At 71.7% G+C, this 13501-nt stretch carries 12 protein-coding genes; 11 read left to right on the plus strand and 1 reads right to left on the minus strand.

Features of this window, described 5'->3' with window-relative positions:
- Positions 1-25 precede the first annotated feature (25 nt).
- The 9 genes from ACIQUQ_RS25975 (at position 26) to ACIQUQ_RS26015 (ending at position 9176) form a co-directional block, all read left to right on the plus strand.
- Positions 26-1483, plus strand: a complete 1458-nt coding sequence (locus ACIQUQ_RS25975) for a menaquinone biosynthesis decarboxylase (RefSeq protein WP_403980235.1) — start codon at positions 26-28, stop codon at positions 1481-1483.
- Positions 1480-2379 (plus strand): menaquinone biosynthesis prenyltransferase MqnP, encoded by a 900-nt coding sequence (mqnP, locus tag ACIQUQ_RS25980; protein ID WP_403980237.1) that lies wholly within the window; start codon positions 1480-1482, stop codon positions 2377-2379. Before ACIQUQ_RS25975 ends, mqnP begins: the two co-directional genes overlap by 4 nt.
- A 9-nt stretch (positions 2380-2388) precedes the next feature.
- Complete coding sequence (locus tag ACIQUQ_RS25985; protein ID WP_399945732.1) at positions 2389-3063, plus strand: UbiX family flavin prenyltransferase; 675 nt, start codon at positions 2389-2391, stop codon at positions 3061-3063.
- Positions 3064-3341: 278 nt separating this feature from the next.
- Positions 3342-3797 carry an Lrp/AsnC family transcriptional regulator gene (locus tag ACIQUQ_RS25990; protein WP_399945735.1) on the plus strand — a complete coding sequence of 152 codons (456 nt, stop codon included), beginning with the start codon at positions 3342-3344 and terminating at the stop codon, positions 3795-3797.
- Positions 3798-3846: 49 nt separating this feature from the next.
- Positions 3847-5010: an aminofutalosine synthase MqnE gene (gene mqnE, locus ACIQUQ_RS25995; RefSeq protein WP_403980242.1), complete on the plus strand. Its 1164-nt coding sequence runs from the start codon at positions 3847-3849 to the stop codon at positions 5008-5010.
- A 107-nt stretch (positions 5011-5117) separates the two neighbouring features.
- Complete coding sequence (locus tag ACIQUQ_RS26000; protein ID WP_403980244.1) at positions 5118-5642, plus strand: GNAT family N-acetyltransferase; 525 nt, start codon at positions 5118-5120, stop codon at positions 5640-5642.
- A 36-nt stretch (positions 5643-5678) separates the two neighbouring features.
- Positions 5679-7238 (plus strand): hypothetical protein, encoded by a 1560-nt coding sequence (locus tag ACIQUQ_RS26005; protein ID WP_403980246.1) that lies wholly within the window; start codon positions 5679-5681, stop codon positions 7236-7238.
- 99 nt (positions 7239-7337) lie between these two features.
- Positions 7338-7610 (plus strand): DUF4229 domain-containing protein, encoded by a 273-nt coding sequence (locus ACIQUQ_RS26010; RefSeq protein WP_403980248.1) that lies wholly within the window; start codon positions 7338-7340, stop codon positions 7608-7610.
- Positions 7611-7853: 243 nt separating this feature from the next.
- A complete protein-coding gene (locus tag ACIQUQ_RS26015; protein ID WP_403980251.1) occupies positions 7854-9176 on the plus strand; it encodes a dicarboxylate/amino acid:cation symporter in 1323 nt (440 codons plus the stop codon).
- 58 nt (positions 9177-9234) lie between these two features.
- On the opposite strand, the gene ACIQUQ_RS26020 is transcribed toward ACIQUQ_RS26015, so the two are convergent.
- The gene (locus ACIQUQ_RS26020; protein ID WP_403980253.1) at positions 9235-9591 is read right to left on the minus strand and encodes a hypothetical protein; all 357 of its coding nucleotides are present in this window, start codon (positions 9589-9591) and stop codon (positions 9235-9237) included.
- Positions 9592-9837: 246 nt separating this feature from the next.
- On the opposite strand from ACIQUQ_RS26020, the gene ACIQUQ_RS26025 reads away from it, so the two are divergent.
- Both ACIQUQ_RS26025 and ACIQUQ_RS26030 read left to right on the plus strand, forming a co-directional pair.
- Positions 9838-11691 (plus strand): AMP-dependent synthetase/ligase, encoded by a 1854-nt coding sequence (locus ACIQUQ_RS26025; RefSeq protein WP_403980256.1) that lies wholly within the window; start codon positions 9838-9840, stop codon positions 11689-11691.
- Between the two features lie 95 nt (positions 11692-11786).
- Positions 11787-13454: an alpha/beta hydrolase gene (locus ACIQUQ_RS26030; RefSeq protein WP_403980258.1), complete on the plus strand. Its 1668-nt coding sequence runs from the start codon at positions 11787-11789 to the stop codon at positions 13452-13454.
- The last annotated feature ends 47 nt before the right edge of the window (positions 13455-13501 follow it).

Genomic DNA, 13501 nt, shown 5'->3' on the forward strand with positions numbered 1-13501 from the left:
TAGTGCGTGGCGGATACTGGCCTGCATGGCTTACGACGATCTCCGCTCGCTGCTCCGGGCCCTGGAGCGGGAGGGCGACCTCAAGCGCATCAAGGCCGAAGTCGACCCGTACCTGGAGGTCGGGGAGATCGTCGACAGAGTGAACAAGGCCGGCGGCCCGGCCCTGCTCTTCGAGAACGTCAAGGGCTCCGACATGCCCCTGGCGATGAACGTCTTCGGCACCGACCGGCGACTGCTCAAGGCCCTCGGCCTGAAGTCCTACGGGGAGATCAGCGACAAGATCGGCGGGCTGCTCAAGCCCGAGCTGCCACAGGGCTTCATCGGCGTCCGCGAGGCCTTCGGCAAGCTCGGCTCGATGGTGCACGTGCCGCCGAAGAAGGTGAAGGGCGACTCCGCGCCCGTCCAGGAGGTCGTGCTCACCGGCGACGACGTGGACCTGGACCGGCTGCCGGCGCTGTTCACCTGGCCCAAGGACGGCGGGTCCTTCTTCAACCTCGGCCTGACCCACACCAAGCACCCCGAGACGGGCGTGCGGAACCTGGGCCTCTACCGCCTCCAGCGCCACGACAAGCGCACCATCGGCATGCACTGGCAGATCCACAAGGACAGCCGCAACCACTACGCGGTCGCCGCCAAGCGCGGCGAGCGGCTGCCGGTCGCGATCGCCTTCGGCTGCCCGCCGGCCGTCACGTACGCCTCGACCGCGCCGCTGCCCGGCGACATCGACGAGTACCTCTTCGCCGGCTTCGTCGCCGGCAAGCGGATCGAGATGGTCGACTGCAAGACCGTGCCGCTCCAGGTGCCGGCCAACGCCGAGGTCGTCATCGAGGGCTGGCTGGAGCCCGGCGAGATGCTCCCGGAGGGTCCCTTCGGCGACCACACCGGCTTCTACACGCCGCAGGAGCCCTTCCCCGCCCTGAAGATCGACTGCATCACCATGCGCAAGCGGCCGCTGCTGCAGTCCATCGTGGTCGGCCGTCCGCCGACCGAGGACGGGCCGCTGGGCCGGGCCACCGAGCGGTTCTTCCTGCCGCTGCTGAAGATCATCGTCCCGGACATCGTGGACTACCACCTGCCGGAGTCGGGCGGCTTCCACAACTGCGCGATCGTCTCGATCGACAAGAAGTACCCAAAGCACGCGCAGAAGGTCATGCACGCCATCTGGGGCGCCCACATGATGTCGCTGACCAAGCTGATCGTCGTCGTGGACGCCGACTGCGACGTGCACGACCTCCACGAGGTCTCGTGGCGCGCCCTGGGCAACACCGACTACTCCCGCGACCTGACCGTGGTCGAAGGGCCGGTGGACCACCTGGACCACGCCTCATACCAGCAGTTCTGGGGAGGCAAGGCGGGCATCGACGCCACGAAGAAGCTGCCGGAGGAGGGCTACACCCGGGACGGCGGCTGGCCGGACATGGTGGAGTCCGACCCGGCCACGGCGGCCCTGGTGGACCGCCGCTGGAAGGAGTACGGGCTGTGACCACGGCCGCGGTCCCGGCGCAGCCGGGACGCACCAGGGCGTTCCTCCGGCTGGTGATGATCGAGCACTCGGTCTTCGCCCTGCCCTTCGCCTACATCGCCTCGCTCACCGCGATGTTCGGGGTGGACCGCACCGTCCACTGGGCCGAGCTGCTGCTCGTCACCATCTGCATGGTGGGCCTGCGGACCTTCGCGATGGCCGCCAACCGGATCATCGACCGCGAGATCGACGCGCGGAACCCGCGCACGGCCAACCGCGAGCTGGTGACCGGCGCGGTGACCGTGCGGTCGGCGTGGACCGGCGCGGGCATCGCGCTGGTCGTCTTCCTGGGGGCGGCCGCGCTGCTGAACCCGCTGTGCCTGGCGCTGGCGCCGCTGGCCGTGGTGCCGATGGTGGTCTACCCGTACGGCAAGCGGTTCACGAACTTCCCGCACGCCATCCTGGGCCTGGCCCAGGCCATCGGGCCGGTCGGCGCCTGGCTGGCGGTGACCGGCGAGTGGTCCTGGGACGCGGTGATCCTGGGCCTCGCGGTGGGCGTGTGGATCGGCGGCTTCGACCTGATCTTCGCCTGCCAGGACGTGCAGGCGGACCGCGCCGAGGGCGTGCAGTCGGTGCCGGCGCGCTTCGGCATCCCCGCCGCGCTGTGGGGCGCGCGGGCCTGCCACGTCGTCACGATGGGGCTGTTCGTCTGGTACGCGCTGGCCACGGACGCGGGCGCGTGGTTCTGGGCGGGCCTGATCATCGTGGCCGCGGCCTTCGGGTACGAGCACTCGATCGTCACCCCGCGGGACCTGTCGCGGCTGAACCGGGCCTTCTTCACGGTGAACGGCTTCATCGGGATCGCGCTCTTCGTGTGCGCGCTCGCGGACCTGCTGGTCCGGGGACTGACGCTTTAGGCTCGGGTCATGACAGACGGCAAGCGCACCCCGTGGGTGGTCGGGGTCTCCGGGGCGTCCGGCACGCCGTACGCGGCTTCGGTGCTGCGCGGTCTGCTGGCCGCGGGGGAGAGTGTGGACCTCGTGGTGAGCCGGGCCTCCCGGCTCACCCTTCTGGACGAGACCGGCATCGCCTTCCGGGACGCGCACTGGCGCGAGGACCTGGGGGAGTGGCTGGCGCGGGGCGCCGACGGCAAGCCGGACACCTTCGACGTGCGGGACGCGCTGGACGACGTACGCCACTGGTCGGCGGGCGATCTGGCCGCGGGGCCGTCCTCGGGCTCGTACCCGGTGAAGGGGATGCTGATCGTGCCGGCGTCCACGGCCTGTGTGGCCGGGGTGGCGCTGGGGCTCTCGAAGGACCTGCTGCAGCGGACGGCGAGCGTGACGCTCAAGGAGCGGCGCCGGCTGGTGGTCGCGGTGCGGGAGACCCCGCTGAACGGGCAGACGCTGAGGCATCTGGTGACGCTGGACGAGGCGGGCGCCGTGGTGCTGCCCGCCTCTCCGGCGTTCTACGCGGGTGCGACGCACATCCAGGATCTGGTGGACTTCGTCGCGGGGCGGGTGCTGGACGCGGCAGGGGTGCCGCACCGGCTGTACCGCCGCTGGGAGGGAGAGCTGGGCCGGGGATCCCCCCGGCCGTAGCGGTCTCCGGTCGTGGTGGGCTAGCGCTTCTTGGCGGCGCGGGGCGCGCGGGTCTTGTCCGCGCGGTGCGCGGCGGCCGGCTGGTGGGCACGCGAGCGGTTGGCCAGCTCCTGCAGCTGTCGCATGTGAGCGTAGGCCATCTCGATCGTGTACACGGGTAACCACTCCTGAAAGATCGTCTTTGATCTGTTGAAAGATTCACAGGGTGTCGGCCCTGTGTGCCTTAGATTCTATACGTAAACTCGCGGGATCGCTGAACAATAGAAGGGTCCAGGTACATGGACGCGGTGGATAGGCAGCTCATCCAGGCACTCAGGGAGAACGGTCGGGCCTCGTACGCAGAGCTCGGCCGCCTCGTCGGCCTCTCGGGCCCCAGCGTCACCGACCGGATCAACCGCCTGGAGTCGGCCGGTGTGATCACGGGCTACCGCGCGACGGTCAACGCGGCCTCGCTCGGGCTGGGCGTGACGGCGCTGATCGGCATCTCGCTCTCGGACGCGGCCGACCACGAGGACGTGGCGCGGCGGCTGCGCGACCTCGCGGAGATCGAGGACTGCTGGTTCATTGCCGGCGACGACTCGTTCATGCTCAAGGTCCGCGCGAGCGACGTCGACGGCCTGGAGAAGATCATCCGGAAGCTGTCCGGCACCAAGGGCGTCTCGCGCACCCGCACCACCATCGTGCTCTCGACCAAGTGGGAGAACCGGGTCGGCGACCTGCCCGAGGAGGGCTGAGAGTACGGTTGGGTCGGGTTGCAGGACACATAGAGGAGGCGACCGCAGCATGGATGCTGGGCTCAAGCGCGAGCTGGAGGAGAAGGTCCGCTCCGGCGAGCGGCTGACGCGTGAGGACGGCATCGCCCTCTACGAGTCGGACGACCTGGCCTGGCTCGGCGGGCTCGCCCACGAGGTGCGCACGCGCAAGAACGGCGACGTCGTGCACTTCAACGTGAACCGCCACCTCAACATGACCAACGTGTGCACGGCCTCGTGCGCGTACTGCTCGTTCCAGCGCAAGCCGGGCGAGAAGGACGCGTACACCATGCGCATCGAGGAGGCCGTCCGCCTGGCCAAGGCCATGGAGAACGACAACCTCACCGAGCTGCACGTGGTCAACGGCCTGCACCCGAACCTGCCGTGGCGCTACTACCCGCGCTCACTGAAGGCCCTGAAGGAGGCGCTGCCGAACGTCTCGCTGAAGGCCTTCACCGCCACCGAGATCCACCACTTCGAGACGATCTCGGGGCTGAGCGCGAGCGAGATCCTGGACGAGCTGATCGATGCGGGCCTGGAGTCGCTGACCGGCGGCGGCGCGGAGATCTTCGACTGGGAGGTCCGCCAGCACATCGTCGACCACCGGACCCACTGGGAGGACTGGTCGCGCATCCACCGCCTCGCGCACGAGAAGGGTCTGAAGACCCCGTGCACGATGCTCTACGGGCACATCGAGGAGCCGCGCCACCGCGTGGACCACGTGCTGCGGCTGCGCGAGCTCCAGGACGAGACCGGCGGCTTCCAGGTCTTCATCCCGCTGCGCTACCAGCACGACTTCGTGGACATGAAGGACGGCAAGGTCCGCAACACGCTCCAGGCGCGGACGACGATGGCCACGGGCGCGGAGGCGCTGAAGACCTTCGCGGTCTCGCGCCTGCTGTTCGACAACGTGCCGCACGTGAAGGTCTTCTGGGTGATGCACGGCGTGCAGACCGCCCAGCTGGCTCTCCAGCACGGCGCGGACGACATGGACGGCTCGGTGGTCGAGTACAAGATCACGCACGACGCCGACAACTACGGCACGCCGAACAAGCTGACGCGTGACGACCTGCTGGACCTGATCCGCGAGGCCGGCTTCCGCCCGGTCGAGCGCAACACCCGGTACGAGATCATCCGCGAGTACCCGGGTCCGGACGCCTCGCTGCGGGAGTCGCCGCAGCCGATGCGCGTCTGACGTCGCCCGGGCTCCGGCCCATGCTTCGGGAAGGGCCCCGTTCCGCGATCCGGGACGGGGCCCTTCGCTGCTCGCGCGCTGTCAGCGGTAATGGATAGGCTCGCGGTATGACCCTTACGTTCACGCTGGATCCGAAGGTCGACCCCGCGCTCCACCAGGGCATCCTCGACCTGTGGACGGACGTCACCAACGCGGGCGGCGCCGTCGGCTTCGTCCCGCCGGTCGCGCCGGACGACATCCGCCCGCAGCTCGTGCGGCAGCTGGCCCAGCTCGCGGACGGCGGCGCCCGGCTGCTGGTCGGCCACGACGAGGACGGCCGGGTCGCCGCCACCGCCTTCCTGACCCTGAACAGCCACCGGCTGATGACGCACTGGCTGTGGCTCTACACGGTGATGGTCCACCCCCGCCACCAGGGCAGGGGCTACGGCCGCGACCTGCTGGCGGCCGCCGCCGAGGCGGCCCGCACGGTCGGGGGCATCGAGGCGATCCGGCTCACCTGCCGCGGGGGCATGGACCTGGAGCGCTTCTACGCCGCCTGCGGCTACAAGGAGGTCGGCCGCGTGCCGTCCGCGATCCGGGTGGCCCCGGGCGACGACCGGGACGACATCACGATGCTCCTGCCGCTGTTGTAGCCGTTGCCGTTTCGGGCGGGTGGGTATGCCCCGGGGATGACGGGGACGTGGGCGGGGACGGGGTGGGACCAGCGGGCCGTGGCGCTGGTGGAGTTGCGGGGCACGACGACCGACAGCGACCTCTTCGAGGAGGCGCTGGCGGCGCGCGGCTGGCCGGTCCTGGAGAAGCGGGCCGGCCCGGTGTCGGCGATCGTGGACCGGCTCGGCTGGTACACGGTCGAGCTGCGGTTCCCGGGGTCGTCGTTCCGGGCGGTCACGGGTGCGCGGCACCGGCTGGAGGAACTGGCCGACGACCTCGGGCTCGCGCTGGTGGTCGAGGCGGTGGACCTGGTGGCGCGGGTGCCGGAGGCGCGGCAGCGGTGGAACGGCGCCGAGCGTACGGAGCTGCCCGACCTGGATGCGGTGAGCGGCGTGCGCGAGGCCGTGCGGGCCTTTCCCGTCATGCTTCGTGCCCTGGTGCGGCTGCTGGGTGTGGCGGACACCGGGCGTCAGGTGCGGGCCGCGGCCGAAGGGCCCGCGCAGGCGCTGGCGGCCCGCCCGCTGCCGGGTGTGCCGCGTGCGGTGAGCGGTGCCCGGGTGCGGCCGGCGTTCCTGGATGCGGGCGTGGAGGGCGGGCGGCGTGGGCGGCGGGAGCCCGGACGCCTGCCGTGGCGCCGGCTGCAGATCCCGGGGGTGGGGGCAGTGGCCTTAGGGGCCGGGGCAGGTGCCGCGATCGCCCGGGCCGAGTACCTGGCCGCGCTGGTGGCGGTTCTGCTCGTTGGAGTCACCGTGCTGGGCTGGGCGTTCATCCACCAGGTCACGCGGCGCGACGTCGCCCCGCTCCGGGCGCTCGCGGTGGGTTGGGCGAGCGCCGGGGGGCTGGCCGCCGTGTCCTGCGGCCTGGTGCTTCTGACGCGTGACCAGCGGTGGGCAGGGCGGGCGCTCTTCGCGGTCTGCCTGGGCTACCTGATCGCCGTCGGTATCTACCTCCTGGTGCGTCAGTCCGGCCCCTGGCGGGTGGTGCCCTGGCTGCTGCCGGCACTGCTGCCCTTCGTGCCGGGCGTGCTGCCGGCCGTCGGGCTCTCGCTTCCGGCCGTCTACCTCGGCGCGTTCGGGGTGGAGCTGGAGGACGTGTCGGTGCCGATGGTCGACGTGCAGCTCGCGACGCTGCGGATCGCCTCCGCGGTGGGTATGTGGCTGCTGGCCCCGGCGGTCCTCGGGTACGCCCGTCATGTGCACCTGCTGGCCCGGGGGCGGCGCCTCGGCATCGCTGCGTTCACGGGCCTGGCGGTGTACACCGCGGTGCTGTCCGTGCAGGCGCTCGTCGAGCCCGCCGCCGAAGCCGCACGCGAGGCGCGGGCCGCGGCCGAGGCGGGACGGACCCCGGCGCCGTACTACGGCGTCGAGCCCGAGTGGGTGTGTGCCGGTACGGTGCGGCCGGTCGCGCAGGTGCCCGTCGAGGGCGGGGTGCTGGACCCCCGGCGGGCGTACCTGCTGGTCGGGGATGCCGGCGGGACCGCGGTGCTGTGGGACCGGCACCGGAAGGCGGCGCTGAAGGTGCCCCTCGCCGCGCTGCGGCTGGTTCCGGCCGGGGACCCCCGCCGGACTTGTCCGTAGACGCGGCATGCTTCACTGGACGGGCACGACCCCCCGTACGTCAGAGAGAGAAGGCTCGCCGTGGCCCTGAAGCCGAGTGCCGCCGCCCGATACACCGCGATGCGGCTTGGCATCTTCGTCGGGTGCTTCTTCGCCGTGTGGGGTCTCGTCCGGCTCCGCGTGCTGCCCGCCGGCCTCGGCGACTCCAACCTGATGTGGGTCGTGCTGCTGGCGCTGGTGATCTCCGCGCCGCTGTCCTTCGTGCTGCTGCGCAAGCAGCGTGACGAGATGTCCGTGCAGATCAGCGGCCGGGTCGAGGGTGCCAAGGACCGGCTCGCCGCGAACCGCAGCCAGGAGGACGCGGCCGACGACGCCGCCCGCGCGGGCTCGTAGCCGCCGGGGCCCGCACGAGGGCCCGTAAGAGGCCCGTAAGTTACGTCACACGCTCGACGCACCCCGCCGCCGAGGAGTCACCTCCTCGGCGGCGGGGTTTTGTCGTTCTCCGGGGGGAGTTGGGACGGGATGGAGCCTATGCGAGGTTGTTCGATCATCAACTGTCTGAAAGTGAGCCTTTGAGGATCTCAAAGTTCAGGTGTTAGCTTTACCGAGCCAAAACCGTCAGTAGCAGTAGTCGGAGTGTGTCCGTTGTCAGCGATCTCCAAGACCGCATCGAAAGTCCCGTTCTGGGTCCAGATCGTCGCCGGTCTGGTGCTCGGCGTCCTGCTGGGCTGGCTGGCCCGCAGCCAGGACATCGGCTGGCTCTACACGACCCTGGAGAAGGTCGGCGACATCTTCGTCCAGCTGCTGAAGCTGGCCGTCGCGCCGCTCGTCTTCTTCGCGATCCTGGTGTCGATCACCAACCTGCGGAAGGTGAACAACGCGGCCCGGCTCGCGTCGCGCACCCTGCTCTGGTTCATGATCACCTCGCTGATCGCGGTGGCCATCGGCCTCGCCATCGGCCTGCTCACCAACCCCGGCGCCGGCACCGGTCTGACGCCGAAGGACGGCGCGCTGCCGAAGCACACCGGCTCCTGGATCGACTTCCTCACCGGCATCGTGCCGAGCGACGTGATCACCCCGTTCACCGAGCTGAACGTCCTGCAGATCGTCTTCATGGCTGCCGTCGCCGGCATCGCCGCCCTCCAGCTGGGCGAGAAGGCCGCGCCGATCCTGAGCCTGGCCGAGTCCGTCCTGGAGCTCCTCCAGAAGGCGCTGTGGTGGGTCATCCGGCTCGCCCCGCTCGGCACCGTCGGCCTCATCGGCTACGCCATCGCCGACTACGGCTGGGACCTGATCGGCAAGTACGCGACCTTCACCGCCGATGTCTACATCGGCTGCGCGCTCGTGCTGTTCGGCGTCTACCCGCTGCTGCTCGCGACCGTCGCCAAGGTCAACCCGCTCCAGTTCTTCAAGGGCGCCTGGCCCGCCATCCAGCTGGCCTTCGTGTCGCGCTCCTCGGTCGGCACCATGCCGGTCACCCAGAAGGTCACCGAGCGGCTCGGCGTGCCGAAGGAGTACACCTCCTTCGCCGTCCCGTTCGGCGCCACCACCAAGATGGACGGCTGCGCCGCCATCTACCCGGCGCTGGCCGCGATCTTCATCGCGCAGATCTTCGACGTGCCGCTGAACGTCGGCGACTACCTGCTGATCGCCTTCGTGTCGGTGGTCGGCTCCGCCGCCACCGCCGGCCTCACCGGCGCCACGGTCATGCTGACCCTGACCCTCTCCACGCTCGGCCTCCCGCTGGAAGGCGTCGGCCTGCTGCTGGCCATCGACCCGATCCTGGACATGATGCGGACCGCGACGAACGTCGCAGGTCAGGCGCTGGTGCCGGTCGTCGTCGCGGCTCGCGAGGGGATCCTCGACAAGGAGGCGTACGCGCGGGCCTCGGCCTCCCCGGTCGACGCCCCGGCGGCCGACGGCGCCGAGTCGAAGGCCGGGGTCCCGGCCACCGCCTGATCCCGTCGCCGCTCCACGAAGCCCCCGTCCGTGTCCGGACGGGGGCTTCGTGCGTGTCTCAGCAGCCGGGGGGAGGCGGGTAGACCGTGGCGCAGACCTTGGTGTCATCGCCGGGATGGTGGGGCTGGATGACCCAGGGGTCGTGCTTGTGGTGGTCGTGCTTGTGGTGGTGGTGCTTGTGGTGCTTCTTGTGGTGGTGGTGCTTCTTGTGGTGATGGTGGTGCTTGCCGTGATGGTGGTCGTCGTGGTGTGTCACGACCGCGCTCGTCGTGCCGGCCGGGGCCGGGGCTGCGAAGGCGCTGGTGGGGAGGAGTACGCCGCCGGCGACCAGGGCTGCCGAGACCAGTCCGGTCCTGAGCCCGAACCGGCGCCGGGTGCGGCTGGTGGGGGTGCGGTCGGTGTGGGAGGGGGTCATGGGGTGTCCTTCCTGAAGGGGTTGCGGGGACACCTCCAGTGGGCCCGATCCGGGGGGCCCGGGTCATGTCGCGAGAAGACGTGACTTGACGATCGGGGCGGGTGGTGCAGGTGGTGTGGAGGGGTTCGGTGGGGGTCGCGGGTGTCCGGGAAGGGTTCGCGGGAGGTGTGCGCGGGGGCTGGGCAGGGGATGTACCCGGGAGTAAATTACCGGCGGTAACACCTCCCCACGTGCCGAGGAGTACCCGTGTCCGAATTGCTGGTCGAGCCGGTCAAGACCGTGGTCGAGCGGGTGGTCCGGGAGGTGTACGTGCCGCCGCTGGCCGCCCCGCCGCAGAGCGGGTCCCTCGGCGACATCCCGTTCCTCAACGCGGCCGAGGCCCCGCAGGCGCCCGTACTCGCGCGCAAGCAGCCCGACGGCAGCTGGCAGGACGTGCCCGCCGCCGAGTTCGCGGCCGAGGTGCTCGCCGTGGCCAAGGGCCTCATCGCCCAGGGCCTGGAGTGGGGCGACCGCCTCGCGATCATGGCGCGTACGACGTACGAGTGGACCCTCCTCGACTTCGCCGCCTGGGCCGCCGGCCTGATCACGGTGCCGATCTACCCGACCTCCTCCGCCCTCCAGGCCCGCTGGATCATCCAGGACTCCGGCGCCGTGGCCTGCGTCGTCGAGGACACCGGCCAGGCCAGGCTGATCAGCGGCGAACGCTCCCAGCTGCCCGGCCTCACCCACCTGTGGGAGTTCGACACCGGGGCCATCGCGCAGCTGGTCCGCGCCGGCCGGGCCGTACCCGACGTGGCCGTCCTCGCGCGCCGCGCGCACACCACTCCCGAGTCCGTGGCCACCCTGATCTACACCTCGGGCACCACCGGCACCCCCAAGGGCTGCGTGATCACCCACGGCAACTTCTTCGCCGAGGTCGACAACGCCGTCGAGCTGCTGCACCCCGTCTTCAAGTCGGTCAGCAAGGACCCCGCCTCGACCCTGCTCTTCCTGCCCCTGTCCCACGTCTTCGGCCGGATGGTCGCCATCGGCTGCATGCGCGCCCGCGTGAAGCTCGGCCACGCCCCCAGCATCCAGACGGAGGAGCTCCTCGCCGACCTCGCCGGGTTCCGGCCGACCTTCCTGCTGGCCATCCCGTACGTGCTGGAGAAGGTCTACAACACCGGCCGTGCCACCGCCGAGAAGATGGGCCGTGCCGCCTCCTTCGACCGGGCCGCCCGGATCGCCCGGCGGTTCGGCGAGGGCGGCCGCCCCGGCCTCGGCCTGCGCGCCGCCCACGCCCTGTACGACCCGCTGGTCTACCGGCGGATACGGGCCGCCCTCGGCGGTCGCGTCCGGTACGTCATCAGCGGCGGCTCCCCCCTCGGCCCCCGCCTCGCCGCGTTCTTCGGCGGCGCCGGCGTGGAGGTCTTCGAGGGGTACGGGCTGACCGAGACCTGCGGCGCGAGCACCGTCACCCCGCCCCTCAGGCCCCGTCTGGGCACGGTCGGCTGGCCGCTGCCCGGCACCGCCGTGCGCATCGCGGCGGACGGCGAGGTGCTGCTGCGCGGCGGGCACGTCTTCGGGGGCTACTGGGACTCCGCGACCCACACCGTCGTACCGGCCACCGACCGCGAGCACTGGTTCCCCACCGGGGACATCGGGGAGCTCGACGCGGACGGCTACCTCAGCATCACCGGCCGCAAGAAGGACCTCCTGATCACCTCCGGCGGCAAGAACGTGGCCCCGGCCCCGCTGGAGGACTGGCTGCGCGCCCACCCGCTGGTCGGCCAGTGCATGGTGGTCGGCGACAACCGCCCGTACATCACCGCGCTCATCACGCTGGAGCCCGACGGGCTGCAGCACTGGCGGCAGATGCGGAAGAAGCAGCACGTGCGGCTGGGGGAGCTGGTGCACGACGAGGAGCTGCGCGCCGACCTCCAGCGGGCCGTGGACGAGGCGAACAAGCTGGTCTCGCAGGCCGAGTCGATCCGCCGCTTCACTGTGCTGCCGGTGGACTTCACGGAGCAGAACGGCTGCCTGACGCCCTCCCTGAAGCTGCGGCGGGCGGCGATCGGGCGGGCCTTCGAGAAGGAGATCGACGCGCTGTACCGGCGCTGAGGGAGCCCTCGGGGGTGGGTGCCCCGGCGTGGCCGGGCGGGGTGCGGGCGTCACCCGTATGGTGGTCCGGGGGCGGGCACACCCTGGGAGGTGCCATGCAGCACCGGCCTCGACTGGTCCTCCTCCTCGCCGCCGCGCTGGCGGCGGGAGCACTCGGCGCGGCGCCGGGCCCGGGTGCCGCCGCGGACGACGAGGGCCCGGACCGCTTCCGCCGGCAGGAGATCGCCTGGGCCGAGTGCCCCGAGCAGGGCCCCGCCGAGATGCGCTGCGGCACGCTCACCGTCCCGCTCGACCACGCCGACCCCGCCAAGGGCACCGTCGACCTGGCCGTATCCCGCATCCCCGCCACCGGGAAGGCCCGCCGGGGCACCCTGGTCTTCAACTTCGGCGGCCCCGGCGCCCCCGGGGTGGCCCTGCTCGGCGAACACGTCCGGGAGTTCGCGGACCTGGGCGAGGCGTACGACCTGGTGGCCTTCGACCCGCGCGGGGTGGGCCGCAGCGAACCCGTCAGCTGCGGCGGCGCGCTGGACGGGGCGGGGGTGGGCGACACCGACGTGGCCCGGGTGGAGTCCCTCCGCACGGTGTGGAAGGAGTGCCGGGCCAATTCGGGACCGGTCCTGCCGTACATCGGCACGGTCAATGTCGCGCGGGACCTGGACGTGCTGCGCGAGGTGCTGGGCGAGCGGAAGCTCGACTACCTCGGCTTCTCGTACGGCACCCGGATCGGCGCCGTCTACGCGACGCTCTTCCCGGACACCACCGGCCGGATGGTGCTCGACGGCGTCGACACGCTCACCGAACCCCTCGCCGAGCAGGCCCTGGCCACCGCGCAGGGCCAGCAGCAGGCGCTGGACAACTTCCTGACCTGGTGCACCCACCAGAACCACTGCGTGTACGGGACCAACGCCCGCACCGCCAAGGAGCGGGTGCCCGCCCTGGTCCGGCGCCTCGACGCGGAACCGCTGGTCGGCTACGACGGTTCGTACGTGACCGGCCAGGACGCGGCCTGGGCCATCGCACTCGGGCTGTACTCCAAGGACGACTGGCCGCGGCTGGCGGACGCGCTGCGGATGGCCGAGGCCGACCGGGACCCGACCGGGCTGCTGCTGCTGGGCGGCCCCATCGGGCCGGAGCCGCAGCCGGATCCGGAACCGGAACCGGAACCGAGCGAGGAGACGGTGCCGGGTGAGGAGACGGCGCCGGGCGAGGAGACGGGGCCGGGCCAGGAGCCGGGGCGGCCCGAGCCCGGGCGGCCCGAGCCCGGTGCCTTCCCGTGGGCCCGGATGCAGCGCGGGTCCGTCGACGCGTACGGCGTTCCGCCCGACAACTTCGCGGCCGCCCTGATCGCCGTGAACTGCGCCGACGACCCCGACCGGGTAGGCGCCGGCGGCGCGGGGCGGGTGCTGGCGGACATGAGGGCGCTGGAGGCGGAGTTCCGGAAGGCCTCGCCGGTCTTCGGGCCCGGGCAGCTCTCCACGGTGCTGTCCTGCTACGGCCGCCCCGCGGGCACCGACTTCGTCCGCGAACTGCGCCGCACGGCCGGCCCGCCGCTGCTGCTCGTCGGCACCCGGGGCGACCCGGCCACCCCGTACCGCTGGACCGAGGAGACGGCCGCCCGGCTGGGCCGGACCGTGGTGCTGGACCACAAGGGCGAGGGCCACGTGGCCTACCGGGCCTCGCCGTGCGTGCGCGAGCGGGTCAACGCGTTCCTGGTCGACGGCTCCCTGCCCCACGGGACGCGGTCCTGCCCCGCCGGCGAGTGACCGGCGGGGCGGACGTCGCGTACCGGGGGCGGAAGAGCCGTACCGGT

The organism is Streptomyces sp. NPDC101118 (assembly GCF_044759445.1).
Taxonomy (GTDB): Bacteria; Actinomycetota; Actinomycetes; order Streptomycetales; family Streptomycetaceae; genus Streptomyces.

Bases quoted from the DNA above. Each gene is read 5' to 3' on its own strand.
- ACIQUQ_RS25975 (WP_403980235.1), top strand. From the start codon at position 26: ATGGCTTACGACGATCTCCGCTCGCTGCTCCGGGCCCTGGAGCGGGAG.
- ACIQUQ_RS25985 (WP_399945732.1), top strand. From the start codon at position 2,389: ATGACAGACGGCAAGCGCACCCCGTGGGTGGTCGGGGTCTCCGGGGCG.
- ACIQUQ_RS26005 (WP_403980246.1), top strand. From the start codon at position 5,679: ATGACGGGGACGTGGGCGGGGACGGGGTGGGACCAGCGGGCCGTGGCG.
- ACIQUQ_RS26020 (WP_403980253.1), bottom strand. From the start codon at position 9,591: ATGACCCCCTCCCACACCGACCGCACCCCCACCAGCCGCACCCGGCGC.
- ACIQUQ_RS26000 (WP_403980244.1), top strand. From the start codon at position 5,118: ATGACCCTTACGTTCACGCTGGATCCGAAGGTCGACCCCGCGCTCCAC.
- ACIQUQ_RS26010 (WP_403980248.1), top strand. From the start codon at position 7,338: ATGCGGCTTGGCATCTTCGTCGGGTGCTTCTTCGCCGTGTGGGGTCTC.
- ACIQUQ_RS25990 (WP_399945735.1), top strand. From the start codon at position 3,342: ATGGACGCGGTGGATAGGCAGCTCATCCAGGCACTCAGGGAGAACGGT.
- ACIQUQ_RS26030 (WP_403980258.1), top strand. From the start codon at position 11,787: ATGCAGCACCGGCCTCGACTGGTCCTCCTCCTCGCCGCCGCGCTGGCG.
- mqnE (WP_403980242.1), top strand. From the start codon at position 3,847: ATGGATGCTGGGCTCAAGCGCGAGCTGGAGGAGAAGGTCCGCTCCGGC.